This is a genomic window from Cohnella nanjingensis (genome assembly GCF_014212125.1).
Taxonomy (GTDB): Bacteria; Bacillota; Bacilli; order Paenibacillales; family Paenibacillaceae; genus Cohnella; species Cohnella nanjingensis.
Genome location: NZ_JACJVP010000044.1, coordinates 86278 through 112238 on the forward strand (window position 1 = coordinate 86278; position 25961 = coordinate 112238).

Below are 25961 nucleotides of genomic sequence, written 5' to 3' on the forward strand. Positions count from 1 at the left end.
TTCGAGATTTAGAGAATGATGGCGATCAAGCCGCCGGAGCCTTCGTTGATGATGCGGCCGAGCGTCTCTTGGAGCTTGTAGCGGGCGTTGTCCGGCATCATCGCGATCTTGCCTTGGATGCCTTCGCGCACGATCGAATGGAGCGACCGCCCGAAGATGTCGGAATCCCAGATCTTGATCGGATCCTTCTCGAAGTCCTGCATGAGGTAGCGGACGAGCTCCTCGCTTTGCTTCTCCGTCCCGATGATCGGAGCGAACTCCGACTCCACGTCGACTCGGATCATATGAATCGATGGCGCGGTCGCTTTCAGGCGGACGCCGAAGCGCGAGCCTTGGCGGATGAGCTCCGGCTCGTCGAGCTGCATCTCCGCGAGCGAAGGCGCGGCGATGCCGTAGCCGGTCGTCTTGACCATCTCGAGCGCTTCCGCGAACCGGTCGTATTCCCGCTTCGCGTGAGAGAACTCCTGCATGAGCTGCAGCAGATGGTCCTTGCCGCGAATCTCGGTGCCGACGACCTCCTGCAAGATCTTGTCGTACAATTCGTCCGGCGCGTACAGGTCGATCTCGGCCACGCCTTGCCCCATATTCAGGCCGCTGAGGCCCGCGCGGGCAACGAAGTTGTATTCGAGGAATTGCGAGACGACGCGATCGACGTCGCGCAGCCGGCGGATATCCTTGACGGTGTCGCGAACCGAATTCTCGTAGCTCGAACGCAGCCAGTGCTGCTCTTGGAGCACCATGACCCAGCTCGGGAGGTTGACGTTCACTTCGTGAACCGGGAATTCGTACAGCACTTCGCGCAGCACGCTGAGCACTTCATCCTCGCCCATCGTCGCGACGCTCAGGGTGATCGCGGGAATATCGTACTTGGCGGCCAGCTCGCTGCGCAGCGCCAGCGCTTCGTCGCTCTTCGGGCGCGCCGAGTTGATGACGAGCACGAACGGCTTGCCGACTTCCTTCAGCTCCTGAATGACCCGTTCTTCGGCGTCGACGTACGCGCTGCGCGGAATCTCCGCGATCGAGCCGTCCGTCGTCACGACGACGCCGAGCGTGGAGTGCTCCTGGATGACTTTGCGAGTGCCGATCTCGGCCGCTTCCTGGAACGGAATCGCTTCCTCGAACCAAGGCGTCGTGATCATGCGGGGGCCGTTCTCGTCCTCGTACCCTTTGGCCCCTTCTACCGCGTAACCTACGCAATCGACGAGCCGGACGTTGACCTCCAGCCCCTCGGCGACTTTAATTTGAACCGCGTTGTTCGGGACGAACTTCGGTTCCGTCGTCATGATCGTGCGGCCCGCCGCGCTCTGCGGCAGCTCGTCGATCGCCCGGACGCGATCCGCTTCATGCGCGATGTTCGGAAGCACGACCGTCTCCACGAACCGCTTGATGAAGGTCGATTTGCCTGTCCGGACGGCGCCGACGACCCCGAGGTAGATATCACCGCCTGTGCGCTCGGCAATATCTTTGAAAATGTCCACTTTTTCCACTGAGATTCCCTCCCCTTCGTAATCGCGAAGCCTGCGTGATCCGCCAGCGCGACGGAACTCGTACACGAACTTGGACTGGTAACATTGTATGTGTGAAAGCCCGGATTATGACGCCGATTCCCGTTTTTTATTGGAATCAAGTCCCGGCGTTTCTCTCATCCAAATGATCATATGAACGCCGAACCTTTCGTATGTCGGTATTTTTCATAGCAAAAAAGCCGCTCTCCTGCGAGAACGGCTCCTGCTTGCGCGCGATATGGAGATCAGGATTCGGCCACGGCGCGAACCGATCCGTCCACCCATCGGTAGACGGGCGACTTGACCGGCACGTAGTACGATTCGTCCGCAAGCCGCTCGCGCAGATCCTCGTCCGCGCCGGGCGTCGCGCCGGACTTCTCGATCGCCTGGGTCAGATCGATCCCGTAGTCGGCGTAGACGCGGCCCTTGTCGTCGACGATGAGGCTCAGGGCCCGACCGGAATACATGCTGCGCAGCTTCGGCTCGCGCATGGCCAGCTTCTTGAAGTCGACGTATTTGAACCCGGGATAGACCTCTTCGTCGGCCGGGAGCGCCCCGCCGTTCTTCTGCGCGTAGGCCGTCACTTTGGCCTGAACCTCGCCTACGCCCTGATAGATGGGGATATCGAGCAGCTTCACGGTCGGCTTCGTCTCTTCGTCGACGATGAGGAACTGGTTGCTCCCGCCGTTCTCGAAGGCCAGTTTCGGCAGCGTCGACACATACCCCATTCGCTTCATCTTCGCGAAGTCGAGCTTGAACTTCTCGTAGCGCGGCGTAGATTCGTCCGCGTTCATCATCGGCAGCACGCCGGTCGCTTGCTGGTAGCGGTCGACGGCGTCCTGCACCGTCTGCACCGCTTCGCGCGCGGAAGCCCGGTTGCCCGGCGTCTGATCGTCCGGATAGAGACACCCGGACAGCGGCACGAGCGCGAGCGCGCACAGCGCAAGCGCGGCCGTGCGGATCAGGCGGCCCGTTTTCGTCGTTCGTAAGGTCCACAACAACTTCTTCATCCTCCCGCGTTACCACAATTCGTCATCGGCCCGCTCCGCCATTTTCTTGCGGATCGCCGCCTTCAGCGGGTCTTCCGGTATCGTCGCCGTCACGTCGGCCTTCACGCGCGCCTGGCAGGACAACCGCGTGCCTTCGGCCAGAAGCGGACCGAGCTTGTGCCGTTCGGCCGGCGTTGGCTCGGTCAAGGCGCCGACGCTCTGCGCGCCGTCGACCTTCACCTTGCACATCAGGCAGCCGGCCACGCCGCCGCAGCGCGTACGGACGGGCGCCTTCGCCCGCTTGGCGGCATCCAGCAAGGACGTGCCGAGCCGAACGTCGGCCGTTCGCCCGTCCGGCAGGAAGGTGACGCGGCACAGCCTGCGCTCCGTCATGCGCGTTCCTCCCCCATCCATGCCGAGGCGGACTTGCCGGCCGCGAGCGCGAGCGCTTCGTCCTTCACCGCCGCGGCGATCTCGTACCGATCCAACAACGCTAGCAGCGCGGGCAGATGCCGCTCGGGCGCGCGCCGGATGAGCTCGGCCGCGGTATGCGCCCTGTCGCTCCGCTCGCGGAGCAGGTTGAAGATCAGCTCGTGCCCGAGCGGCACGAGCCTCACTTCGCGGCTGCCGATCTCGCAGCGGTCGCCGCGGTCGTACAGCTCGCCGTCGACTTCCGTACGATAAACGGAGTCGCGCGCGCGCACGACGAAGTCGCCGACCAGCTCGACCTTAACGTCCGCGAGGCGATAGTGCGAGAGCAGCGACCGGTATCGGTCGGTCTCGCTCCACGCGGGAGCGTCCTCGGCGAAGGCTGTGAGCCGCTCGTGCAGCGCGCGCAGGCCGGCGGCATCGGCATAGATGTCCAGATCCCGGGGCGGACGGTCAAGCGGGGCGCCGCGAAGCCGCAATCCCGCGCTGCCGCCGACGATCCACCGTACGCCGCTGCCTTCCGCGAGCTCGGCGAATCGGAGCAATGCCAATTCCGGCGAAGACTCGATCATGACCTCACCCGCCCGTTCTTTAGAAATAAGTCCGGTTGACGGCCGAGATCCGGCCGGGCGCGGCGATCTTCGCTTGGCAGCCGAGCCGGAAGCCTTCGTCCAGCTCGTCGGGGCCCAGACGGTCCCATTCCGCGTCGGTCGCCTCTTCGAGCAGCTCCGCGCCCTCCCGGATCTGGCACCGGCATCTGGCGCAGGTGCCCCTGGCGCAATTGAACAGCCAATCGACGCCCGTTTCCTGCGCGAGCTGAAGCAGGGTCGCTCCGACCTTCGGTTCCGTTTCGCGGGTGAGGGTCTTGCCCGTTAACGTAATCATGCTGATCCCCCCCATGACGGCACTCATATAATGGAAATAAGTCCGCAGCCCATCCCAATGACCAATATAAAGAAGGCGACGAGCGACAAGACGAAGCGCAGCCAGCCCTTCGTCTTCGACCGCGTAATCATAATCAGCACCGCAGATAGGACCATTAGGCCGATCCCTACGAACGACACCCACATTTTCATCATCGGATCCATCCGGACACCTACGCCCTTTCCCAAAACGTGCCTACAAAACGGAACATATTATACCATTGATTCGACACGAATACAAAAAACCTCCCCTGCGCAGGGGAGGTTTTGGCCCGCCAAAAAACGGTTTTCGCCGCCCGATTTCGAGAGCGCCGCATTTTGTCGGTCGATGCTTACTTTTTCATCATCATCTTCATCAGGCCTTCGAGACTGTTCATGTTCAATCCGCTCTTTTTGACCGCGCCGACGATCTCCTTCACCGTATCCTCCGACACCGGGATGCCCGCGGTCGTCGAAACTTGCTTGATCAGCTGCCGGATTTGCGTTTCGCTCTGCAGCGTTTCGGGCGTCACTTTGGACGCGATCCTTTTCAGCGAAGATTCCGATACCGACTTGCCGGTTTTTTTGTTGACGGAGTTCAAGATATCCTTGGAGAGCTTCTTGTCCATACTTTCCCTCCTCCCGCGTAGTTGCCTTGTATCCTATGTGGAAACCAAGCAATCGGTGCGGGCGGCCCGGCGGACGCATCCGGGATGGGCGAAGGGCAAAACGATAGGCTATTACTCCTGCGGAAAAGCGACCGCTTCCTCGAGCTCATGGGTGCGAACGCGCCCCATCAGCGCTTCGACGGCTTGCGCCGGCGGCTTCCCTTCGAACAGCACGGCGTGCAGCTCCGCCGTGATCGGCATGTCTACGCCGTACGAGACCGCGAGCTGCGAGGCGGCCTGCGTCGTGCGCACGCCTTCGACGACCATGCCGACCTTCTCCAGCGTCTCTTCGAGGCTGAAGCCCTGCCCGAGCAGCGAACCCGCCCGCCAATTGCGGCTGTGGCGGCTCGTGCACGTCCCGATGAGATCGCCGACGCCCGCCAGACCCGCGAAGGTAAGCGCGCTCGCGCCCATGGCGGAGCCGAGACGTCCGATCTCCGCCAGGCCGCGCGTGATGAGCGCGGCTTTGGCGTTGTCCCCGAAGCCGAGTCCGTCGGAGAGGCCCGCGCCGAGTCCGATGATGTTCTTGATCGCGCCGGCCGTCTCGACGCCGATAATATCGGGATTCGTATAGACGCGGAAATACGTGTCGTTCATGAACAGATCCTGCGCGGCTTCCGCGTAGCGGATATCGCGCGACGCCACGACGACGGTCGTCGGATGGCGGATGATGACCTCTTCGGCATGGCTCGGCCCGGAGAGGACGACGATCTCCTCGCTCGGCCGCTGCAGTTCCTCGGAGAGGATGGTAGACATCCGCTTCAGCGTCCCGGTTTCGAAGCCTTTGGTGGCGTGGATAACGAGCACGTCCGGACGCAGGTGCGGGGCGGCGGCTTGCGCCACCTCCCTCATAGCCGAAGACGGCGCGACGAAAAGCGCGGCGTCCGCGCCTTTCAGCGCCTCGGCGAGGTCCGTAGTCGCTTGGAGCGATTCCGGGAGCATCGCCTCCGGCAAATACTTGCGGTTGCGGTGATCGCGGTTGATCTCCTCGGCCTGCGCGGCATTGCGCGTCCATAGCTTGACGCGTTGTCCGTTGTTGGCCAATACGCTGGCCAGCGCGGTACCCCAACTGCCCGCCACGAGCACGGCGACATGTTTAGATGCCATGAGGCTCCCCCTTTTTGCCGCCAAGCTTGTTCTCCGTCCCGTTCATCAGCTTGACGATATTCTTGCGGTGGCGCAGCACCGCGAGAACCGCGACGACGATCGCGCCCCATAGGACGGCGGCGTCGCATCCGGCGATCAAGAGAATGACGGGGACGAGCACGGCGAAGATCATCGAACCCAGCGAGACGTAACGCGTCAAAGCGATCGACGCGATCGCGATAACGCCGGCGATGACGACGGGCAGCGGCGCGAGGCAGATCATCGCGCCGATCGTCGTCGCGATGCCTTTGCCCCCTCTGAAACGGAAGAAGACCGGCCAATTGTGACCTGCGATGGACGCGAGTCCGCAGGCCACGGGCACCCAAGACGCGTCGGCGTCCGAGAGCAAGTGTCCGATCCAGACGGCGACGGCGCCTTTGGCGATGTCCAGCGCGAACACGGACAGCGCCGGGCCCTTGCCGAGCACGCGGAGCGTGTTCGTCGCGCCGGCGTTCCCGCTGCCGTGCTGGCGAATGTCGATCTTGCGGAGCCATCTGGCGAATAGAATGCTGAACGAGACGGAACCTATCAAATAACTGATCACGATGGCGATAACGGGAGCGAGCACTTCGGTTCTCTCCTATTCCTGATCGGACTTGCGGCGGGTGAACAGCCGCAGCGGCGTCCCCTCGAAGTCGAACGCGGCCCGAATTTTGTTTTCCAAGTAGCGCTCGTACGAGAAATGCATCAGCTCCGGCTCGTTCACGAACACGAGAATGGTCGGCGGCTTCACGGACACCTGGGTCGCGTAATTCACGCGGAGCCGGCGCCCCTTGTCCGTCGGCGGAGGCGTGATCGCGACCGCGTCGGCGATGACATCGTTCAAGAGATGGGTGGAGATGCGCATCGCATGCTGCTCCGCGACCCGGTCGATGACCGGGAACAGGCGGTGCAGGCGCGACTTCGTCAATGCGGACAGGAAGACGATCGGCGCGTACGACATGAACAGGAAGTGATCCCGGATCGTGTTCGTGAAGTGCTGCATCGTCTTGTCGTCCTTCTCGACGACGTCCCACTTGTTGACGACGAACACGGACGCCTTGCCGAGCTCGTGCGCATAGCCGGCGACGTGCTTGTCCTGCTCGATGATGCCTTCCTCGCCGTTGATGACGACGAGCACGACGTCCGCCCGCTCGATCGCCTTCATGGAGCGCATCACGCTGTACTTCTCCGTCGTCTCGTACACCTTGCCGCGCTTGCGCATGCCCGCGGTATCGATCAGGACGTACTTCTGCCCGTCCTTCTCGAACGGCGTATCGATGGCGTCGCGGGTCGTTCCCGCAATCTCGCTCACGATGACGCGTTCCTCGCCGAGGATCGCGTTCACGAGCGAAGACTTGCCGACGTTCGGACGTCCGATGAGCGCGACCTTGATGACGTCGTCGTCATAATCCTGCTCGTCCCCGGCCGGAAGCTTCTCGACGCAGGCTTCCAGCAGGTCGCCGATCCCGATGCCGTGCGAGCCGGACAGCGCGATCGGGTCCCCGAATCCCAAGCTGTAGAATTCGTAAATATCGTCCATTCGTTGAAGGTTGTCCACTTTGTTGACGGCAACGACGACGGGTTTGCCGGAACGGAACAGCATCTGGGCCACTTCTTCGTCGGCGGTCGTGATGCCGGCCTTGGCGTCGACCATGAAGACGATGACATCCGCTTCCTCGATGGCCAGCTCCGCCTGCATGCGCACCAAGCGCAGCAGCCGATCCTCTCCGTCGATCTCGATGCCGCCGGTGTCGATGACGCTGAACGTCCGCCCGCTCCATTCGCCGGTGCCGTATATCCGGTCCCGCGTTATGCCGGGCTTGTCCTCCACGATGGCTAGACGGTCGCCGATAATGCGATTGAAAATCGTAGACTTCCCAACGTTAGGACGACCTACGATGGCGATGACAGGTCTTGCCATACTTTCACTCCTTAGTTAGATACCCTTGAATATTCACAAGCTTCATCATAACAAAAATACACCCGCTTGGCTAACCATTCTTAAGATGGATAACAATCCCGGCTTGGGAACTACTCCGATGCGCGGTGATCGACAATAATATACAACCCCTCGGTCAACTGATGCGCGTTGCAGTCCAGGATCTTCTCGGCGAGATTCGCCAATCTTTGCAGCTCGGCCGGATCGTCCGCGATGAAGATGGGCGCGCCCCCCGCCACCTCCTGCCTCTCCGACGTGAACACGGCGACGATCTTAGCCATGCTGTACGCCTCCCTTCGTTCGATTGGCTTGCGTCGGCATGCGCACGGCCGATTCCAGCAACGGTACGCCGCACATCGCTTTCATCGCTTTGTCCGGATCGTGCTCCCGCGGGATAATCAGAACGCCGAGCCTGCCCGTCGCCAGCTCCAGCTTGGCCATCGGGGTCAGCGCCGGCTCTCCGTCGTCCCGGTAGACGCCCAGCCGTGTCGATACGTCGTGCAGAATCGCTTGACGCTGTCCCAGATTGGCGAGCGTCACCCGCGAGTCCCCGTTCTTCGGCGTCAGCACGAACCCGATCGCTTCTTCCGCGATGATCCTGCGGTCTTCCTCCAAGCCGGCGTTCATGATATAGATGCCGTCCACGTAGACATCGGGACCTTCGACACGCACCGGAGCCAGCGCTACCGTCGCGATCTCCCGGATCGTCTTGCCCTTCATGAATCGAATGACGACGAAGATGCAGACGAGCCCCATCCCTACGCCCCAATAGGCGTTCGTGAGGGTGACGACCAAGCTGGTCAGGAACGCGGCGAGGATCGCCAGGTAGTTGCGTCCTTCGAATACGACCGCGATGCCTTCGATATACGTCGCGCCGCGCGGCACCAGTTCCTGATGATCGATGGCGTTCAGCGTGGTGCGCTCCATGTTCCGCACTTCCCGGAACTGCTGCGCCGCGAGCGACAGGAAGGTGATCGCCGTATAGTCTTTGTTGAAGAGCGCCGGGACCGCAACAGAGCCTAGCGCCCCCGCGATCATGCCCAGCGCGAGATGAATGATACGGCCATGCGGATAAGCCGGATATTGACGATAGTCGCTTCTCAGCATCAGCATTCGCGCCAGCACTCCGAATGCCGTGCCGATCACTACCCCGACCAGATCCGGATGTTCGACGAACCATTGTATTCTCAATGCCTCTGTCCTCCCCGGCGCCAATGCCATTCGCGAATCTCGCTCCAGCGTGCCGCCAAATACGTCTCCAACCGGACAACGGCGAATCCGAGCCACCATAAATCCGCCCATGACATACCGCCGATTCGCCGCACTTCGATCAGCCGGCTGTTCAACCAGCCCTCCGCCGCGGCGGACACCAGCAGGCCGACGGTCAGCGCCGTCAATTGCTCACCCGCGCTGCGCATGAATACGGCGGTCGCCGTGCCGACGACCAAGGCGCCGATCCAGACGGCTTCGGCCGCGGAGAGGTTCGGGATGACGGCGCTCAACTTGACGATAAACAAAGCGATGGCGCCGACGAGAACGCCGGCCGCAACCGCCGTCCAGATCCGGCTCCCCGCAAGCCCGATTAAAGCGGCCGCCAACAGCAGCGTCGACCAGAGGATGCTGCCGTCGACCTTCCATCCGCGGACGTTCGCCGCCGTCCAAGCGAACAAAGGCCACCCCGCCAGGAACCCGACGACCGCCCGTTTCGGCAAACGTCCGGCCAGCTCGGTCCGCCAGCCGCAAAGCCATAAAATGACGATCGCGAGCCAAGTGCAACCCGCGATATAGCCCGGTGCGATCGCGCTCTCCCCCTTTTCCGTGCCAAGTCGCCCCTTTAGTATGCGCCGGAAGCGGCGGGAAGCATCCCCGCCGGCCCCACGGGTTCCCTGCTGCGCTTGCGCATCGAATCGCCGGGAAAGGCTCTGCGGAAACGCGATAGACGGACTCCGGCAAAAACGAAAGCCCCCCGAGAATTCGGGGGGCTAAGGGATTTCGTTAGAAGCGGGGCTTACTTGAACTTGCTCAGCTTGTCGCCGAACTTCTCGCCCAGCGTGAAGCTCATGCTCTCCGGAGCCGGCAGGTTCGTCTCTTCGCGAGGCGCTCTAGGCGAACGCGGCGCGCGTTCCGCTTGAGGCGGCGCTTCTTCGGTCTCCTTGATGGAAAGGGAGACCCGCTTCTCGGAAGGATTGAAGTCGAGCACTTTGGCTTTGACTTCTTGGCCTTCCTTCAGCACTTCATGCGGAGTAGCGACGTGGCGATGCGCGATCTGGGAGATGTGAACCAGACCCTCTACGCCCGGCGCGATCTCGACGAATGCGCCGAAGCTGACGAGACGCTTCACGACGCCGGTCACGATGTCGCCGGCATTGAATTGGCCGGAAGCCGATTCCCATGGGCCCGGTTGCGCGGCCTTGATGCTGAGGCTGATCTTGCCGATCGAAGGATCGACCTTCAGGACCTTGACCTTCACGCTCTGGCCTTCGGAGACGACGTCGGCCGGATGCGCGACGTGGGACCAAGCGATCTCGGAGACGTGAACCAGTCCGTCGACGCCGCCGATGTCCACGAACGCGCCGAACGGCGTCAAGCGCTGAACGGTGCCTTCGATGACTTGGCCCGGCTGCAGGGAAGCCATGATCGATTGCTTCTGCGCTTCGTACTCGGCTTCGAGCACTTCCTTGGCGGACAGGATGACCTTGTTGTTCTCGCGGTCGATCTCCTTGACCTTCACGCGCAGCGTGCGGCCCTTGTAGCCGGAGAAGTCTTCGACGAAGTGACGTTCGACCATCGACGCCGGGATGAACCCGCGGACGCCTACGTCTACGACGAGACCGCCCTTGACGACGTCGGCGACGGTGACTTCGAACGCTTCGCCGTTATCGAACTTGGCTTGGAGATCGTCCCAAGCGCGGGTGCTGTCCACTTGGCGTTTGGAGAGGACGAGGCTCGCTTTTTCGTCGTTGATGCTGACCACTTTGGCTTCGACTTCTTGGCCGACTTGGACCGCGTCGGCCGCGTTCTCCAAGTTGACGGAGGACAGTTCGCGCAAAGGAATGACGCCGTCGTATTTATATCCAAGGCTTACGAAAGCTTGGTTATCCTCGATTTTGACGATGGTCCCTTTGACAGAGTCGCCCTTTTTCAAGGAAACTACGTTTTCCAGCGCATCTTGGCTTACCGAGTCGGCAGCAGCCGATTCCTGGACTTTGATTTCTTCAGACATGAAAATAACCTCCTCAATTCTACCCCAACTTTATTTAAACCCGCGCAGCGGGATTTAAATCATCTTCAGGACGACGTACCATATAATGCCTCTAGTATGCCACTTATGATGCCCGTTAATGAGCCGGCCTGCCGGTGCTCAGCATCTCGCGTATGCGCGACATGACAAGCTCGGTAGCGGCCTCCATATCCTCCGACGTTCCGCTCTCCGCGTATGTACGCAAGTCCAGCGGCGCGCCGTATACGGCAATCATCTTCCGGAACGGCCGATAATCTCCGATGAGCGCGACGGGCACGATGGTCGCTCCGCCCCGGAACGCCATGCTTACCGCACCCCGTTTGCCGACGCCGACCGATTGGTTGCGCGTGCCTTCGGGGAAGATGCCCATGACATTGCCTTCTTGAAGCAGGCTGATCGCCGTCCGGATCGCTTCCTTGCTGACGCCGCCGCGCTTCACGGGGAAGGCGCCGACCTTGCGGATCACCGACCCTAACACCGGAACGTCGAACAACTCGGCCTTAGCCATATAGTGAACCTTGCGCTTCACCGCAATGCCCAGCGTGATCGGATCCAGCACGCTCTTGTGGTTGCTGCAGAGAACGACGGGCCCTTCGCTCGGGATGGCGTCGACGCCCCTGGCCTCGAACCGGAAGATCAGCTTGCAGAGAATGAACAGCAGCCTTCTAGCGAACCGATAGAGCATCGTCTACGTCTCCCCCGCCGATATCGTTCTGGCCGCCGCAAGGCCGCCGTCGACGATCTCGTCGACAATATCTTCGATCGAACGTCCGGTGGAATCGATCAATCGCGCGTCCGGGGCCTGAATCAGAGGCGCGATGTCGCGCTCCCGGTCCATGCGGTCACGCTCGGCGATATCCCGCTCCAGCTGATCGAGCGTGGCGCCCGCCCCGTCGCCCAGTTCGCGGTAGCGCCGAAGCGCCCGCTCTCTCGGCGAGGCGGTCAAGAAGATCTTCAGTTCCGCGTCGGGCAGAACGTGCGTCCCGATGTCCCGGCCGTCCATGACGACGCCCTTGGCTTGCGCCATCCGCCGCTGAAGGTCGGCCATCCGGGTCCGCACCGCACCGATCGCGGAGACGCGGGAGACGTTGCGGTTCACTTCGTGACTGCGGATTCGCGCGGCGACGTCGATCCCGTCGACGAGCACCTTTTGTCCATCTTCGCCCGGCAGGAGCACGAGATCGAGCGTCTGCGCCAGCTGGCCGACGCCCGCTTCGTCGTCGGGCGACATTCCGCGATCTAGGGCGATGCAAGTCACCGCACGGTACATCGCTCCGGTATCTACATAAATATAATGGAGCCGACTGGCGACGTGCCTGGCGACGGTGCTCTTGCCCGCGCCCGCCGGTCCGTCGATCGCGATGTTGATCGGGTGGGTCGATTGCTGATTCATCTGGTGAAAAAGAGCCTCCTAATCAACTACCGTTAAGAAAAAAGCAGGCAGGCTCAGCCTGCGCGCGAATGAGAAAATTATACCACAGCATGCCCGGAGATGCAAAAAACAAAGACAGGATAAGCGAATGCTCACCCTGTCCGGTAAGGGATTCCTTCCCATGAATCGACAACCGTCAGCAAATGCCGCAGCGCGGGGACGTGAAGCGCTCCCTGGGCCAGGACCAGCGCGATCGCCAGCGCCGCCGCGGCCTGCAGCAGCCTGCGTCCGATCTTGTCCGCCAGATGCAGGTACTCCGGCCTATCCGGCTTGTGATGCTTTAGCATCGATTTTCCGTTCGCCTCCGTTGTCCGTTCCGCCTCGTTCTCCGCCGGCTAATCTTTGCGCATGTCGAGCTGGCGCTCGAAGCAAAAGCGGATGATCTTCTGCTGGTCCGCGTCCTGAATGTCTTCGAAGCGCATCATTACGAGATGGTGATTCGGCTCCACCGGCACGACGCGGACGACCTCGCCCTCGAATTGGGCGTGGGAGACGCTGCCGGACCGATAAGACAAGAGTAGCCAACAATGGATCTTCGTATTCGGGGTGATCGGCCATTTGCGCTCGCATCGGAAGGACAAGCCTCCGCCGCCTACGTCGTCCGTCAAGGCGGTGAACCGGAGCTTCTCCCCGAAGCGCACCGCCACCTCGAGCTGCGCCTCGACGCGCAGGAAGCTTCGGCGCTGCTCGCGGGAGATGTCCTCCGGCGCGGGCTTCCGGACGGCGACGAGGTTCACGGCTTCCTGGCGGAAGCCGACGACCGAGGTGACGAATTGATGCTTCACCCCGTCGGAGGTGAAGTAGGTCAGCCTGAGTTCCTCTCCGGTCTGCAGCCGTTGCAGGCGGCCGGATTTCTCGTCGATCGGAATCTCGAAGTATAGGGACGGCTCGTCCGCGTCCGCCAATCGGGAACGCAGCGTCGTCGCGGCGCTCGCATCGGCGTCGGGCGTTAAGATTTGAATGTACAGAGTCTGATTGATATTGGGAAGCACGCGGCATCCTCCAGATGATGGCGATGTGTCGGATCATAACGGTCCGCAACTCCATCATATACCAGATGCGCCCCGCTTGAGAACGACTTTATTCGCGAAAATGCGCGCGGACCGTCCGCTTTTTTCGCAAAAAGAACCGCCGTTCGCCAAATCGCGCGAAGACGGTTCTTTTGTCCTGCAGACCGCTTTACTTGAGGATCGCCTTGGCCGATTCCGGGATTTGCTCGATCGTCTCCTCGATGCCGGTGTCCGCGTTCACGAAGATGCGGTACTGGCTGCCGTTGATCTTGCCCGTGAATTCGTGGCAGAGCACTTCCTTCTTCTCTTCGTTCTCGATGATCGAGACGTTGTAGGACTGTACCTTGAATTCGGGGTTCAGCACCTTTTGCGCTTCCGCGCGCGCGATCTTCGGCTTGCCGACGGAGAGCGACTTGGGCCGGTAGACGTGATCGGCGGCCTGCAAACCGACCGCTTCACCGTTGTCCAGCGCGATGCGCACGGTGACTTTGTCGGGGTAGATGCGGACGTTGTCCTTGGTGCCGACGAACGTGAAGACCGAGACGTGGTCGTATTCGTCGTAGGTGACGGGCGTCATGTCCTTGTAGCCGTGGCTGTCGAGGAACTGGGATGCCCGTTCGCGCGCGGCGCCGACGTCCAGCTTCCGGGAGGTCACGTCGCGCGGATTCATGAACGAGAGCAGCTGACCGCCCTTGACGGTGTAGTCCATCTGGATATTCTCGCCCTTCGGTCCGCGGAACGTGGCCGTATAGCTCGGATTGTCGGTCTTGCGGCCGTTTTCCACGACCTTGACGTCCGTGCCCGCCCCGTTATGGATCGTCGTATGGGCGAACTCGAGCGCCTTGCGCTTGATCTCTTCCGGCGTCGCGTCCTGTCCGGACAGCATTTTGACTGACCGTTTGCGGCTCGTCGACATCGAAGAGGGTCCCCAATCGTGCTCGGGATAGGCGCTGACCTTCTTGTCCACCGCTTTGAACCCGTCGATGATCGAATTGTCGTGCGTGGAGTCGGTGCTAGCCATCGCGACCTCGACGTCCATCCAGCGCAGGTGGTCGGACAAGACGGCATCCTGTACTTTGCCGAGCTCCTGGTTAATGTCGGACGACTTCGCGTAGAGCGACTTCATCATCTTCATCTCGTCGTTCGTCAGCGGCTGCTTCGTCAAGTCGCGCACGGACGTCCGGTACGCGAAGTCGGAGATGCGGGACAGGAAGTCCTCGGCTTTGTTGAACGGAAGCAGCGCCAGCGGGAGCTGATTGATCTCGTTCTGCGCTTCGCTCGTCAGGCGCCAGACGTTCACGAGCCCTTTGCGCTGCATCCCTTGGGAGGCCGAGTTCACCGCGAGCGTCCGTCCCAGTTGATCCTGCAAGCCGCTCATATGGGTCGTCAAATCGTGGAAAGCGCGCTGATACTGGTTTTCGGCTTTGATGAGAATCGCGTTCTTTTCCTGATGCTCTTGGTACCCCCAGACGATCGCTCCGACGAACAGGATGGCTGCGATCGGAAACATCACTGCGCTTAATCGTTTATACATGGAAAGCCGGCCCCTTTCATTCCCAGACTACGGTTTGCCGTTAGTTTGGGTAGGCGGGGCCGGCTTTATGCGCGGATGATCTCATAAAATGTCTCTCGCTGTCTTCAAGCCAGGGCGTTCACCCTTGCTCTTCTTCGATCTCGAAGTCGTCCTTATTGCTGCACAGGCATTGCTTGAATCCGGTGTCGATGCGTCCGCGTTCCCTGCGGCCGCGCAGAACGAACTTCTCCCCGCACCGGTTGCACCGGATCGTAACCTTCACACGCATGATCGCCATCATCCCATCCATTCCAAATCCGCTCGTTAGTAAGCAGTATGGACCGAAACGTCAGGATTTAACCTCTTCCTCCCGTTTGAGCAGCCGGAACGGGGAGACCGAGTTGGCCCGGTTCACGTACCGGATCCCGCGGTACCAGAGGAGGAACATGAACGGCACGATCAGCCAGATCCAAGAGCGCGGAACCGACTGCATGATGAAGTCGTAGAGTCCGTGCCAGAAGAACGGGAACAGGAACGAGATCCATAGGAAGAAGCGCATCTTGCGGCCTTCCTGGAACTTGGCGCGGCCCATGAAGTAGCCCATGAAGACGCCGAACAGCGCATGGCCGGAGACGGGGAGCAGCGCCCGGACGAGCAGCGTGCCGAAGGTGGCCGGCTCGCCGAAGGCGTACATGACGTTCTCCAGCGTAGCGAAGCCTAGCGATACCGCCGTGGCGTAGACGATGCCGTCGTAGGGCTCGTCGAACTCCGTATGGTTGTATATGATGTGGTACAGCACGAACCACTTGAAGAACTCCTCGACGCCCGCGGAGACGATGAAGGAGAACGCGAACGGAGATTCGCCTAGCCAGATCATCAGGCCCCGCTGGACGATCATGATCGGAAGCACGATCAGCACGCCCGTCAAGAACATCTTGACGACCATCGACAGCGGCTCGGTATCGTAGCGGTCTTTCCAGTAGAAATAAGCGAGCAGCGCGACGCCCGGCGCGATGGCAGCCGCCAATACCGAGAATATCAGCATTCGCCGTCCTCCTCCTTTCTCCTCCCATTATACAACGTCGAGCGGAGTCAGGCACCCTCTAGGGAACAACTTCCTCGTCTCGCGAGCACGAGGACACAAAAAAGACATTCCGCCCTCGAAAACGGTCGAACGGTTCTTCGATCGACGTTCTCTGCGAAATGTCCATTTGGCAAGCGTTCGATCAGGCGAAGTGGTCCGAAAGCACCTTCACGGCGTTCGCGGGAATGATAAGCTGGCCGTATTCCTCCAGCACGGCCGGCGTCACCGACGTCGCTTCGCCGTATTCGGCCAGGACGGCGATCAGCGCGTTGTCGTTCGACGTCTCCGAACCGGCCGAGGGATCGAAGCACAAAATCCAATGATTCTGGTAACGGTACATCCTGCCTTCGTCGGTCAGGCGACCGTTCAGCATCTTGGCCGCGCCGATCGCGTCCTCGATGTCCCGGAATCGATATATGATGGCCTCGCTCTGCTCAAGCGTGACTTCCATTTCGTATACGTCTTCGTCCAGTTCTTCCTCTGACGAGGCCTCCGCGTCTCGTTCCATCTTGCCGCGCGTGACGATGACGACCATCCCCTGTGCAGGCATAGCGAATACTTCGACGGCTAGAGGACCTGAAGCATCAAAACCAAGTTCGCTGTAAGCTTGATCCATCATCTCGCTGAACAGCTCGTGAACCTTCGGAATTTCCCGCCACATGTCTTCTTTCTGAATTCCACGTTCCGACAAATCGTCGAAGGTCAGGAAAATCCTAATCTTGTCTTGGCTAAGCCGCTCCATCCTCATGACAGGATCCTCCTTCTGCACACGATGGGTGATAACAGCGTATGACGTGGCATATAATGTGTGATTGAATTGTGCTTTATAACATGTTATCACTTCTCCCTTTGAAATGCACTAGGGAAAAGCCACAAACCCAAAAAAACGGCACCGCTCCCTCCCGTCGCCGGGAGAGGGGTGCCGCTTGCTGCGCGAGCGCCAAATCAGATATGGTCGTGGCCGCTTTGATTCAGAATATCGTTCACTTCGCGCTTCACCTTCGCGTCCTGGGACGCGAGATGCGCGACTTGCTCCAGCCCGCCGCTCTCCGAGGAGGAGCGGTTGGACGCATGGCGGTCGCTGCCGCGGTGGCTGTCGCTTCCGCCGTGGCGGTCGCTGCCGCTCCAGCTCATGTTCAACATCTTGCCGAACGCGTCTTCCTTCATGCCGCTCATCCGATGCTTCATACGCTGTCCGACCTGGCCGGCCATCGCCGCCATCCGGCCGTTGCGCTGCATCAGCAAGACGACTGCCGCGCCGGCGAGACCGCCCATTACGAACGTGCCGATCTTCACGGGAATACCTCCTCTGTCTGAATGAATGTTCTTGGGGATAACGTCTTTAGTGTGGCCGCCTCGCCCCCGGACATGCTCCATCAAAAAAAGGAAGAAGGTTTGTCCGCGCGCGCTTCGGGTATGTTACAATCGGATGGAATCTTGAAGCACCCGGAGGGGAATCTACGATGAAGACACGCGCAACCATCGCCTTCGCATCGGCCGCGCTGCTCCTCGCGCTGTCGGCCTGCGGCGGCGGCGCTACCGACGCCTCGCCCGCTAACGGCGCGGCATCGGCATCCGCGACGCCCGCGGCGAGCTCCGCGGCCGAATCGCCTGCGCCGACGCCGACCGCGGAGCCGGCCCAGAGCTCTTCCCCGTCGCCGTCAACCGCGGCGGAGAAGACCTACCGCATGACGAAGGCGTACGATATCGCGCCGATCGACAAGACCAAAACGGAGAGCAAGGTCGTCCTCCTCACCTTCGACGACGGGCCGAAGGCGGAGAAGACGCTGAAGCCGCTGCTCGACACGTTGGACAAGCACAAAGCCAAGGCGATCTTCTTCGTCAACGGCTATCGGGTGAAGGCGCGCCCGGAGCTCCTCAAGGAGATCGACGACCGCGGCCAGATCATCGGCAATCATTCCTGGGACCACATTCAATTGGGCAAGGAAAAGGCGGACAAAATCCAAGATCAGCTCGAACGGGTGCAAGCCATCGTGAAGGAAGTAACCGGCAAGACGCCGGTATTCTTCCGTCCGCCGAACGCGTCGGGCAACGACGACGTACACGCGGCGGCGAAAAAGAACGGTATGCTCTACATGACCTGGTCGAACGGTTCGCTCGATTGGGCGCTCGGCAGCAAGACGAAGGACAAGCCGCAAGCCGTCATCGACAACGTCCTCAAGCAGCTTCATCCGGGCAGCAATATTCTCATGCACGAGTTGCCTTGGACCGGCGAAGCGTTGGACCGTCTTCTCGACGCGCTGGAGGAGAAGGGTTACGGATTCGTCGATCCCGAGACGATTCAGATCGACGTCTAGCGTCGGACGAATCCGATGCCCCATGCGGCGCGAACGCCCGGACAGCCGTCGGATCATCATCCGCGCCGGTCCGGGCGTTCTATCGTCAATTCCCCTGGTATAGCCGCTGCCCCCACCGGAACAGCAGCACGATCAACGCGATGAACAGCACGACGAGCAGCCGGTAGAACCATCTGCTCCACGTATTCCTGCTTGTCGGATGCACGCTTGCGCGAGGCGGCATGCCCGTCTCCGGCACCCCGGACGCGGCGGCCGCTTCGGCGATCGCCCGCTCCAGCTCCTCGATCGTCATCGGCTCCGCCTTCCCGTCCGGCGGCTCCTCTTCGAACGCGTGCTTCTTCGCTTCGACGTATCGCTCCCATACCGAAGAATGGTCGCTTTCTTTCATGACTGCTCTTCCCTTCGAAACCTGATAATGAGACCCATAATGAGATCGACCAAGAAATGCGTCAGAATCGGAGCCCAGATCGTCCCCGACCAATCCATCAGCCAGCCCAAGCCGTAGCTGATCCCGAAGACCATGCCGGTCGGAACCCAATGCCGCAGATAGCGGACGTGTATCGCCGCGAACAGGATGCTCGTCCAGTAAGGGCCGAACGCATGCTGCACCGCGCCCCGGAAGAGCAATTCCTCGCAGATGCTGACGACCGCCGCGATCACGGCGATGTGCCAGACCGGCCGCGCCCGGAAGAGGCGGTCGTTCACCCCGCCGTCCTCCATCGCATCCTCGGGCACCCAGCGGGAGACGGACACGTCGATCAGGACGACGGCGGCCGCCAACCCCAACCCTCCGTACAGGAATTCGAGCCCGTGCGGGATCGCGAACAAATTTATCGCGTTGCGCCCCTGTAAAATCACCCATAACAAACCGATAATGAATGTAATGGCCTGAGTAGCATACAAATTGACAAGCAGCATCTTATCGTTCAATTGATCGACCGAGACTTGGCGGACCTTTAGCTTGCGAATGTCGAATTTTCTCATGTTCCCTCGGTTATTGTATAATTTTGTATGTACGTTTGGTCATTATTTTTCTATACTAGGACTACCTAATCGACAACCCAAAATCGCCCAGTAAAGAGGAGTAACCGATGGAAAAGCGTCTGTCTCGAACGGATCTCATGTTTGCGCTAGGTTTTTTATTCCTGCTAGTCGTAGCGGTAGGAGCGTTTTTTTACGGCGTGAAAGTAGGTTCGGATCAGGCCAACGCCCGGCACGAGGCGTCGATCAAACCCGCGGGCGCCTCGAACGTCAAGCAGAGCGCGTATTCGCAGCAGGACCTCGTGTCCTTCTATCATACCGTATTTTTGCCGTATCGTGAATTTATGTCCGAATGGTCCGCGGCCCGGCAGCAATGGCTCTCCGACAGCACCGTGGACCGCTCCGCCGCGCTGACTTCGCTGTCCAAGCGGGCCGCGGCCAAGTACGAGTCCGCCAAGGTCGCCTACGTGTCCGACGCCTCGCCGCTGCTCGCCAGCGCGCAGGACAACTATCTCAAGAGCCTGAAGCTGTTCTCGAGCAGCTTCTCGAAGCTGGCCGGCGCGGCCAACGACGGCACCGCCGCCACCATGTTCGACAAGCTGAACGCGGATGCCTTCTACAAAGAAGGCGTAAGCCAGCAGCTCGCCGCCCAGAAGCAATATTACGCGGCTATGCTCAAGTGGGGATCGTCGGTCGACGCGGACGTCCCGGATACCTATGCGATCCCGACCGTGATCGCCAATTCGACATGGAAGAGCCTGCCCCTCCTCGTCAAGAATATCGTCTCGGCGGAATATATGGAAGCCGGCCGCCAGAGCTACGACTTCCTGCCGCAGGATCTGACGGCGCGCATCGACCAATTCATCCAGTCCGGCCAAGCCGAGAAGATGAAGCAGCGCTCCATGGGCTCCATCGCGGACATGCTGACGGGCACCGATGCGGTGCGCGGCGGCGATTTCCTGTCGTTGAAGACCCGCCTGTACAACAACCAGACGCTTCCGCAGCTTCCCTTTTTCTCGCCGGATAACTGATTTTACGCCAAAGGCCGCCAAATGTCTCACTTTCACCATTGCAATTGCCCGTCCGGGTGCTATAAAATAGGAAAAGTTAGTTTTGCGAAGTCACCCTCAATGCACTGTTGGTCCGCTCCGGACCGCGGGGGATGAGGGTGTTTTCTATATTCCGGTTCAAGTAGGGGGATAACCATGTTTAAAGTATTGGTATCGGATCCGATCAGCGATTTGGGCATTTCGCTGCTGGTCGAAGCTTCGGACATCGCCATCGACAAGAAGACCGGCCTCTCCGAGGACGAGCTCGTCGCGATCATCGGCGAATACGACGCCCTTCTCGTCCGCAGCCAGACCCGCGTCACCGAGCGGATCATGAACGCGGGCAAGCAGCTGAAGGTCATCGGCCGCGCCGGCGTCGGCGTGGACAACATCGATCTCGATGCGGCGACCAAACGCGGGATCATCGTCATCAACGCGCCGGACGGCAACACCATCACCACCTGCGAGCATACGTTCGCCATGATGATGGCGCTCGCCCGTCATATCCCCCAAGCTTACGCCAAGACGGTCGGCGGCGTCTGGGACCGCAAGTCGTTCGTCGGCGTCGAACTGCGCAACAAAGTGCTGGGCGTGCTCGGCATGGGCCGGATCGGGAGCGAAGTCGCGGCCCGCGCCAAGGCGTTCGGCATGACCGTTCTCGGCTATGATCCGTTCCTGACGGAAGAGCGCGCAGAGAAGCTCGGCGTGAAGCTGGCGACCGTGGAAGACGTCGTTCGCGAAGCCGACTTCATCACCGTGCATACGCCGCTGACGCCGGAGACCCGCCACATGATCGGCAAGGACCAGTTCTCGCGCATCAAGCCGGGCGTCCGCATCGTGAACTGCGCGCGCGGCGGCATCATCGACGAGCTGGCGCTCGTCGAAGCGATCGACGCCGGCGTCGTGGCCGGCGCCGCATTCGACGTCTTCGAGGAGGAGCCGCCGGCGCCGGATCATCCGTTCCTGAAGCACCCGAAGATCATCGTGACGCCACACTTGGGCGCCTCCACCATCGAAGCGCAGGAGAACGTCGCGATCGACGTGTCCGAGCAGCTGCTTCATATTTTGCGCAACGAACCCTACAAAAATGCCGTCAACATGCCGCCCGTTCCGGCTGACGTGCTGTCCAAGCTGGAGCCGTACTTCGCCCTCGGCCGCAAGCTCGGAAGCTTCGCAGCGCAGATCACCGAAGGACCGGTCAAGGAGATCGTCGTCAGCTACGCCGGCGAATTAGCCGACGTCGACACGAACCCGCTTACCCGCTATGTCGTTCAAGGCGTGCTCGCCCATCATCTCGGCTCCGATCAAGTCAACGCGGTGAACGCGATGCATCTGGCCAAGACGCGCGAAGTGAACATCGTGGTCAACAAATCGCAAGCCTCCAAGGGCTTCACCAACCTGGTCTCCGTGACGCTCCGCACGGGCCGCGAGGAGCGCATGGTCGCAGGCGCCCTGCTGAACGGCTTCGGTCCGCGCGTAACGCAAATCGACAAGTTCCCGGTGGACGTCGAGCCGCAAGGCCATGTCCTGCTCATCTCCCATCATGACAAACCGGGGATCATCGGACGCGTCGGCACGCTGCTCGGCGGCAACGACGTGAACATCGCCACGATGCAGGTCGGGCGGAAGATCGTCGGCGGCGCCGCGATCATGGTGCTTGGCGTCGACAAGGCCGTTCCGAAGGAAGTGCTCCAGAAGGTCGCCGATCTGCCGGATCTGACGACCGCCAAAGAGATTCAGCTGCTGTAAGGCAAAGCCGTACTGCTATTAACTTAACGATACCGTTCAACCAAGAACCTCCGGTCGCGCGCCGCGCGATGCCGGAGGTTCTTTTCGTTTCCTTCATGGGGGGAGCGCGCTCTGCGCTTCGCTCTATTGCTTGACCGATGTCGTCTGAGGCGCGTCCAGACTCGCTTGGCGGGCTACCCTGCACACGAGCCGCATCAGCTTCCGGTGGACCGACGGGAACAAGGCGAAGAACACGTCCATCGTGCGGCGGAGCGGCATCGGACAGATAATCGGCTCGTTGCGCTCCAACCCGGCGATGGCGATGCGCGCGAACCGGGCCGGGCTCATCGGCTTCTGCTTGCGTATCTGCTCCATGACCTTCGCCCGGTCCACGCCGATCGCCTCTCCGGTGGCATGAATCGGCGTATCGACGAACGCCGGGCAGAAGGCGCTTACCTTGATCCCGTACGCCTCCGCCTCGTAATGCAGCGAAGTCGTGAGACCGACGATCGCATGCTTGGTCGTGGCGTAAGCGGCGGCCGTCGGCGAGGGACCGAGTCCCGTTGCCGAAGCCGTATTCGCGATATGGCCGAAGCCCTGCGCCTTCATGAGGCGGTAAGCCGCCTGCGTACCGTGGATGACGCCCCATAGATTCACGTTCACGATCCGCTCCCAATGCGCGTTCGACATCGCGTAGAGTTCGCCGTACATGCCGATGCCCGCGTTGTTGAACATATAGTCCAATCGGCCGAATTCCTTGAAGGTTTCGGCGATCAGCCCCTCGACTTGCGCCCGGTCCGTCACGTCCAGCCGGGCGAAGCGCGCCAAACCTCCGTCCGCGACGATATCCGAGGCCGCCCGCTCCCCTGCTTCCGCATCTAAGTCGGCGATGACGACGAAGACGCGTTTCTGCGCCAGTTCCTGTCCCAGCGCCTTGCCGATCCCCGAAGCGCCCCCGGTTACGATCGCGACGGTCTGTGAAAATGTCATATTCGAATCCCCTCCTGAAACATCACGTCATCAACATTCGAATAATTAGTACGATCGTTCTAATTAGAGCGGCGAAATCCCCGTCTTACTTGGAGATTCCGCGTAGGAAAATCGCCACGCTCTGTCTGAACAGGTGCGCCAGCGCCTCCTCCTCCATCGTGAACACGTGCTGGCATAACGCGCCGAGCAGCGTGCCGAACAGATAGGTCGCGGCCTGCAAGTCTTCGATCTCGAACTCGCCGCTGTCGATCCCCTGCCGGAAAAGATCCCCGTACGCCTGCATGGGCGTCGCTGCGAGGCCGTAAAGCGCCTGGAGCGTCCCGGGATCCGTCGACGGATTCGCGGCCAGTTCCTGACCGGCCTTAAGCAGCGGCGTCTTGTAGTTGTGCTGAACGAAGCGGGCGATCGCATAGAGCTTGTCTGCGGCCGACGCGTCGTATGCGGCCGATACGGAAGCCCACTTCTCGCCCCATGCCCGCATCCCTTCCTCGGCCAGGTGGACGAACAGCTTTTCCTTGTTCTCGAAGTGATAATAGACATGTCCCTTGCTGAACCCCGATGCCCGCGAGATGTCGGAGATCGACGTCCCCGCGAACCCTTGCTGCGAAAAAAGTTGCGCCGCTTTTTCCGCGATGGTCTTGCGCGTCGCATCGCTATCGTAATGACGTTTCAATCGGCTAGCCACCTTCGGATCAATCGAACGATCGTTCTAATACAGCATACAAAATCTCCCACGCGCGCACAAGCGCAAGCGAACCTTGTTCACAAAGAAGTCACCGGCTTCGACGCCGGGCGCCTTGCGCCGGCGCAAAAACGAAAAAGCACGCCGCGCGGGCGTGCTACTCCGTTCTCGGTCCGTTCCGGACACTCGGCCTAACGGGCCCCCGTTGGCAAGCGCAGCGTGAACGTTGTGCCTTCGCCCAGCGTGCTGGCGGCCGAGATCGTGCCGCCGTGCGCCTCCACCAGATTCCTTACGATGGCCAGTCCCAAGCCGGTACCCACGTTGGAGTTCCGCTTGCGCGCTTTATCCGCTTTGTAGAACCGTTCGAAGATGTAAGGCAAATCGTCGGCAGGAATCCCCTGCCCTTCGTCGGCGATCGCGATCTCCAGCACCTCGCCCTTGGGACCCGGCAGCCGGTTCGCCCCGATCCGGATCGCTGCCCCGGCCGGCGTATGCCGGAACGCGTTGTCGAGCAAGTTCGTGAGCACCTGCTCCAACCGGTCGACGTCGGCCGATGCCAGCGTCAGGCGGGTCTCGTCCCCCGTCAGCGTCAGCGCGATCTCGCGGTCCTTGGCCATGGCCGAGAACTTCCGGTAGACCCGGCTCAGCAGCGCATTCACGTCCACTTCCTGCAGCGACATCTCCATGTACCCGGCTTCCATCCGGGCCAGATCGAGGAGGTCCTTGACGAGCCGTCCCATGCGGAGCGATTCGTCATGGATGACCTGAACGAGCGCCTTCCGCTCTTCGGGCGAGGCGGCGATGTCGTCCAGCAGCGCCTCGCTGTAGCCTTGTACCATCGACAGCGGCGTGCGGATCTCGTGCGAGACGTTCGCGACGAAGTCCTTGCGCATTTTGTCGACGCGGAACTCTTCGGTCACGTCCCGAAGGACGGCGACGGCGCCCCGGACGCCCTCATCTTCATTCGAAGCGAGCGGCGACATGACGACGGACCAGACGCCGTTCTGGACGTGAAGCTTGCCGTTGTACTCCTGCCCTTTCTCGATCACGTTGACGTACGTCTCCCTAAGCGGACCCGGCACCTGGTCGTGACCTCCCTCCTCTTCGTCCTGCCAATCCAACGCGAACCAAGCGTCCAAGAGATGCTGTCCCTGCGGATTGGTCAGCTTGACCTTGCCCTCCGCGTCGAAGAGCAGGACGGCATCGGTCATGCTGCGCAAGACGCTGTTCAGCTGATCACGCTCGTGCTGGATGTCCCGGATGAGCGCATCCAACTCCGAAGCCATCTGGTTGAACGTATTGGCCAGCTCGCCGATCTCGTCGGAGGATCTTATCGCCAGGCGCGTCGAGTATTCGCCTTGGGCGACGCGGTCGGCCGCATCCTTCATCTCCCGCAGCGGCTGCGTGATCTTCGTCAGCAGGAAGAAGGCGAAGAACGTCGTCAGCAGGAATCCGACGGCGCCGGCATAGATGAAGAGATGCTTGATCTGGACGAGCGAATCGGTCAGCGTCACGTCGATGACCTTCAGCAGGAACAAGCCTACCGTCGAGATGACGACCGCGACGAGCAGCATGATCGTCAGCCAAAGCTTGCCGACGACGGTTCTCCAGATCGCCATCGCTTACTTCGCCACCTCGAGCTTGTATCCGACGCCCCAGACGGTCGTGATCATCGACGCCGCTTCGGTCGATACCCGGTTCAGCTTCTCGCGAAGCCGCTTCACGTGCGTATCGACGGTCCGCAGATCGCCGAAGAAGTCGTAGTTCCAGACATCCTTCAGCAGGTCCTCGCGCGAGAAGACTTTGTCCGGAGAGCTCGCGAGATAGTGGAGCAGCTCGTATTCCTTCGGAGTCAGGTTGACCTCCTGGCCGCCGGCGGTCACGCGGTGAGCGTCGTGCTCGATGACCAGGTGGGGGAAAACGATGTTGTTGCTGGTGTTCAGCTCCTTGGAGAGGAACGCGGTTGCCGACGAACGGCGCAGAATCGCTTTGATCCGGAAGATCACCTCGCGCGGGCTGAACGGCTTCACGACATAGTCGTCGGCGCCGACCTCGAAGCCTTGCACGCGATTGACTTCCTCGCCTTTCGCCGTCAGCATGATGATCGGCGTCGCCTTCGTCTGCCGCAGCCGCGTACACACTTCCATGCCGTCGATACCCGGCAGCATGAGATCGAGGACGATCAGATCGAATTCCTCCTGCTGCGCCCGGCGAAGGGCGGTCTCCCCGTCCTCCGCCTCTTCGATGGCGTAACCTTCTTTCTCCAGATACATCCGCAGCAGCCGGCGAATCCGCTCTTCATCGTCGACGACCAATATCCGATTGCCTTGATTCATGCGAGACGACCCCTTTCCACGATTGGATTCGGCAATT

Annotated in this window: 32 protein-coding genes; 3 read left to right on the forward strand and 29 right to left on the reverse strand. The window is 60.9% G+C overall.

Annotated features, from left to right (window positions below; translation table 11 throughout):
• Positions 1 to 8: 8 nt before the first annotated feature.
• The 23 genes from spoIVA to H7C19_RS26175 form a co-directional block, all read right to left on the reverse strand.
• Entirely contained in the window at positions 9 to 1487 is a 1479-nt protein-coding gene (gene spoIVA / locus H7C19_RS26065; RefSeq protein ID WP_185672010.1) for a stage IV sporulation protein A, read from the reverse strand.
• A gap of 263 nt (positions 1488 to 1750) precedes the next feature.
• Complete coding sequence (locus tag H7C19_RS26070) at positions 1751 to 2515, reverse strand: YphF family lipoprotein (RefSeq protein ID WP_185672011.1); 765 nt, start codon at positions 2513 to 2515, stop codon at positions 1751 to 1753.
• Positions 2516 to 2524: 9 nt separating this feature from the next.
• Positions 2525 to 2887, reverse strand: a complete 363-nt coding sequence (locus H7C19_RS26075; RefSeq protein WP_185672012.1) for a 2Fe-2S iron-sulfur cluster-binding protein — start codon at positions 2885 to 2887, stop codon at positions 2525 to 2527.
• Positions 2884 to 3495: a nucleotidyltransferase family protein gene (locus tag H7C19_RS26080; RefSeq protein ID WP_185672013.1), complete on the reverse strand. Its 612-nt coding sequence runs from the start codon at positions 3493 to 3495 to the stop codon at positions 2884 to 2886. The genes H7C19_RS26075 and H7C19_RS26080 overlap by 4 nt, the downstream gene beginning before the upstream one ends.
• A 19-nt stretch (positions 3496 to 3514) precedes the next feature.
• A complete protein-coding gene (locus H7C19_RS26085; protein WP_185672014.1) occupies positions 3515 to 3808 on the reverse strand; it encodes a 2Fe-2S iron-sulfur cluster-binding protein in 294 nt (97 codons plus the stop codon).
• Positions 3809 to 3831: 23 nt separating this feature from the next.
• Positions 3832 to 4011, reverse strand: coding sequence for a DUF2768 family protein (locus H7C19_RS26090; protein WP_185672015.1), 180 nt, complete (start codon positions 4009 to 4011; stop codon positions 3832 to 3834).
• Positions 4012 to 4178: 167 nt separating this feature from the next.
• Positions 4179 to 4454, reverse strand: coding sequence for a stage VI sporulation protein F (locus tag H7C19_RS26095; protein WP_185672016.1), 276 nt, complete (start codon positions 4452 to 4454; stop codon positions 4179 to 4181).
• A 111-nt stretch (positions 4455 to 4565) separates the two neighbouring features.
• Positions 4566 to 5600, reverse strand: coding sequence for an NAD(P)H-dependent glycerol-3-phosphate dehydrogenase (locus tag H7C19_RS26100; RefSeq protein WP_185672017.1), 1035 nt, complete (start codon positions 5598 to 5600; stop codon positions 4566 to 4568).
• A complete protein-coding gene (gene plsY, locus H7C19_RS26105) occupies positions 5590 to 6207 on the reverse strand; it encodes a glycerol-3-phosphate 1-O-acyltransferase PlsY (RefSeq protein WP_185672018.1) in 618 nt (205 codons plus the stop codon). Before plsY ends, H7C19_RS26100 begins: the two co-directional genes overlap by 11 nt.
• Before the next feature lie 12 nt (positions 6208 to 6219).
• Complete coding sequence (der, locus tag H7C19_RS26110) at positions 6220 to 7542, reverse strand: ribosome biogenesis GTPase Der (protein WP_185672019.1); 1323 nt, start codon at positions 7540 to 7542, stop codon at positions 6220 to 6222.
• Between the two features lie 110 nt (positions 7543 to 7652).
• Complete coding sequence (locus H7C19_RS26115) at positions 7653 to 7841, reverse strand: capping complex subunit for YIEGIA (protein WP_185672020.1); 189 nt, start codon at positions 7839 to 7841, stop codon at positions 7653 to 7655.
• Positions 7834 to 8745, reverse strand: coding sequence for a YIEGIA family protein (locus H7C19_RS26120; RefSeq protein WP_376775443.1), 912 nt, complete (start codon positions 8743 to 8745; stop codon positions 7834 to 7836). The genes H7C19_RS26115 and H7C19_RS26120 overlap by 8 nt, the downstream gene beginning before the upstream one ends.
• A 2-nt stretch (positions 8746 to 8747) precedes the next feature.
• Positions 8748 to 9272, reverse strand: a complete 525-nt coding sequence (locus H7C19_RS26125; protein WP_185672022.1) for a hypothetical protein — start codon at positions 9270 to 9272, stop codon at positions 8748 to 8750.
• A gap of 296 nt (positions 9273 to 9568) precedes the next feature.
• On the reverse strand, positions 9569 to 10783 hold the full coding sequence (rpsA, locus tag H7C19_RS26130; protein WP_185672023.1) for a 30S ribosomal protein S1: 1215 nt from the start codon (positions 10781 to 10783) through the stop codon (positions 9569 to 9571).
• A gap of 115 nt (positions 10784 to 10898) precedes the next feature.
• Positions 10899 to 11486: a lysophospholipid acyltransferase family protein gene (locus H7C19_RS26135; protein ID WP_185672024.1), complete on the reverse strand. Its 588-nt coding sequence runs from the start codon at positions 11484 to 11486 to the stop codon at positions 10899 to 10901.
• A 3-nt stretch (positions 11487 to 11489) separates the two neighbouring features.
• A complete protein-coding gene (gene cmk, locus H7C19_RS26140; protein WP_185672025.1) occupies positions 11490 to 12194 on the reverse strand; it encodes a (d)CMP kinase in 705 nt (234 codons plus the stop codon).
• Positions 12195 to 12325: 131 nt separating this feature from the next.
• On the reverse strand, positions 12326 to 12520 hold the full coding sequence (locus H7C19_RS26145) for a hypothetical protein (protein WP_185672026.1): 195 nt from the start codon (positions 12518 to 12520) through the stop codon (positions 12326 to 12328).
• 48 nt (positions 12521 to 12568) lie between these two features.
• Positions 12569 to 13225, reverse strand: a complete 657-nt coding sequence (locus H7C19_RS26150) for a flagellar brake protein (RefSeq protein ID WP_185672027.1) — start codon at positions 13223 to 13225, stop codon at positions 12569 to 12571.
• Between the two features lie 187 nt (positions 13226 to 13412).
• Positions 13413 to 14777: a germination protein YpeB gene (gene ypeB, locus H7C19_RS26155; RefSeq protein ID WP_185672028.1), complete on the reverse strand. Its 1365-nt coding sequence runs from the start codon at positions 14775 to 14777 to the stop codon at positions 13413 to 13415.
• A 118-nt stretch (positions 14778 to 14895) separates the two neighbouring features.
• Positions 14896 to 15045 carry a hypothetical protein gene (locus H7C19_RS26160; RefSeq protein WP_185672029.1) on the reverse strand — a complete coding sequence of 50 codons (150 nt, stop codon included), beginning with the start codon at positions 15043 to 15045 and terminating at the stop codon, positions 14896 to 14898.
• A 60-nt stretch (positions 15046 to 15105) separates the two neighbouring features.
• Complete coding sequence (prsW, locus tag H7C19_RS26165) at positions 15106 to 15801, reverse strand: glutamic-type intramembrane protease PrsW (RefSeq protein ID WP_185672030.1); 696 nt, start codon at positions 15799 to 15801, stop codon at positions 15106 to 15108.
• Positions 15802 to 15982: 181 nt separating this feature from the next.
• Positions 15983 to 16588: a genetic competence negative regulator gene (locus H7C19_RS26170; protein ID WP_185672031.1), complete on the reverse strand. Its 606-nt coding sequence runs from the start codon at positions 16586 to 16588 to the stop codon at positions 15983 to 15985.
• Between the two features lie 197 nt (positions 16589 to 16785).
• Entirely contained in the window at positions 16786 to 17136 is a 351-nt protein-coding gene (locus H7C19_RS26175) for a hypothetical protein (RefSeq protein ID WP_185672032.1), read from the reverse strand.
• Positions 17137 to 17303: 167 nt separating this feature from the next.
• On the opposite strand from H7C19_RS26175, the gene H7C19_RS26180 reads away from it, so the two are divergent.
• Positions 17304 to 18158 carry a polysaccharide deacetylase family protein gene (locus H7C19_RS26180; protein ID WP_185672033.1) on the forward strand — a complete coding sequence of 285 codons (855 nt, stop codon included), beginning with the start codon at positions 17304 to 17306 and terminating at the stop codon, positions 18156 to 18158.
• A gap of 85 nt (positions 18159 to 18243) precedes the next feature.
• Here the strand turns inward: H7C19_RS26180 and H7C19_RS26185 are convergent, their stop codons facing one another.
• Together H7C19_RS26185 and H7C19_RS26190 are read right to left on the reverse strand one after the other, a co-directional pair.
• The gene (locus H7C19_RS26185; protein ID WP_185672034.1) at positions 18244 to 18546 is read right to left on the reverse strand and encodes a hypothetical protein; all 303 of its coding nucleotides are present in this window, start codon (positions 18544 to 18546) and stop codon (positions 18244 to 18246) included.
• Positions 18543 to 19142, reverse strand: coding sequence for a CPBP family intramembrane glutamic endopeptidase (locus H7C19_RS26190; protein WP_185672035.1), 600 nt, complete (start codon positions 19140 to 19142; stop codon positions 18543 to 18545). The genes H7C19_RS26185 and H7C19_RS26190 overlap by 4 nt, the downstream gene beginning before the upstream one ends.
• Positions 19143 to 19249: 107 nt before the next feature.
• On the opposite strand from H7C19_RS26190, the gene H7C19_RS26195 reads away from it, so the two are divergent.
• On the forward strand, positions 19250 to 20170 hold the full coding sequence (locus tag H7C19_RS26195; RefSeq protein WP_185672036.1) for a hypothetical protein: 921 nt from the start codon (positions 19250 to 19252) through the stop codon (positions 20168 to 20170).
• Positions 20171 to 20344: 174 nt separating this feature from the next.
• Complete coding sequence (serA, locus tag H7C19_RS26200; RefSeq protein WP_185672037.1) at positions 20345 to 21937, forward strand: phosphoglycerate dehydrogenase; 1593 nt, start codon at positions 20345 to 20347, stop codon at positions 21935 to 21937.
• A 123-nt stretch (positions 21938 to 22060) separates the two neighbouring features.
• On the opposite strand, the gene H7C19_RS26205 is transcribed toward serA, so the two are convergent.
• The 4 genes from H7C19_RS26205 to H7C19_RS26220 form a co-directional block, all read right to left on the reverse strand.
• Positions 22061 to 22906, reverse strand: a complete 846-nt coding sequence (locus H7C19_RS26205) for an SDR family NAD(P)-dependent oxidoreductase (protein ID WP_185672038.1) — start codon at positions 22904 to 22906, stop codon at positions 22061 to 22063.
• 85 nt (positions 22907 to 22991) lie between these two features.
• Entirely contained in the window at positions 22992 to 23579 is a 588-nt protein-coding gene (locus H7C19_RS26210) for a TetR/AcrR family transcriptional regulator (RefSeq protein ID WP_185672039.1), read from the reverse strand.
• Between the two features lie 200 nt (positions 23580 to 23779).
• Positions 23780 to 25207, reverse strand: a complete 1428-nt coding sequence (locus H7C19_RS26215) for a sensor histidine kinase (RefSeq protein WP_185672040.1) — start codon at positions 25205 to 25207, stop codon at positions 23780 to 23782.
• A 3-nt stretch (positions 25208 to 25210) separates the two neighbouring features.
• Positions 25211 to 25924, reverse strand: coding sequence for a response regulator transcription factor (locus H7C19_RS26220; RefSeq protein WP_185672041.1), 714 nt, complete (start codon positions 25922 to 25924; stop codon positions 25211 to 25213).
• Between the last annotated feature and the right edge of the window lie 37 nt (positions 25925 to 25961).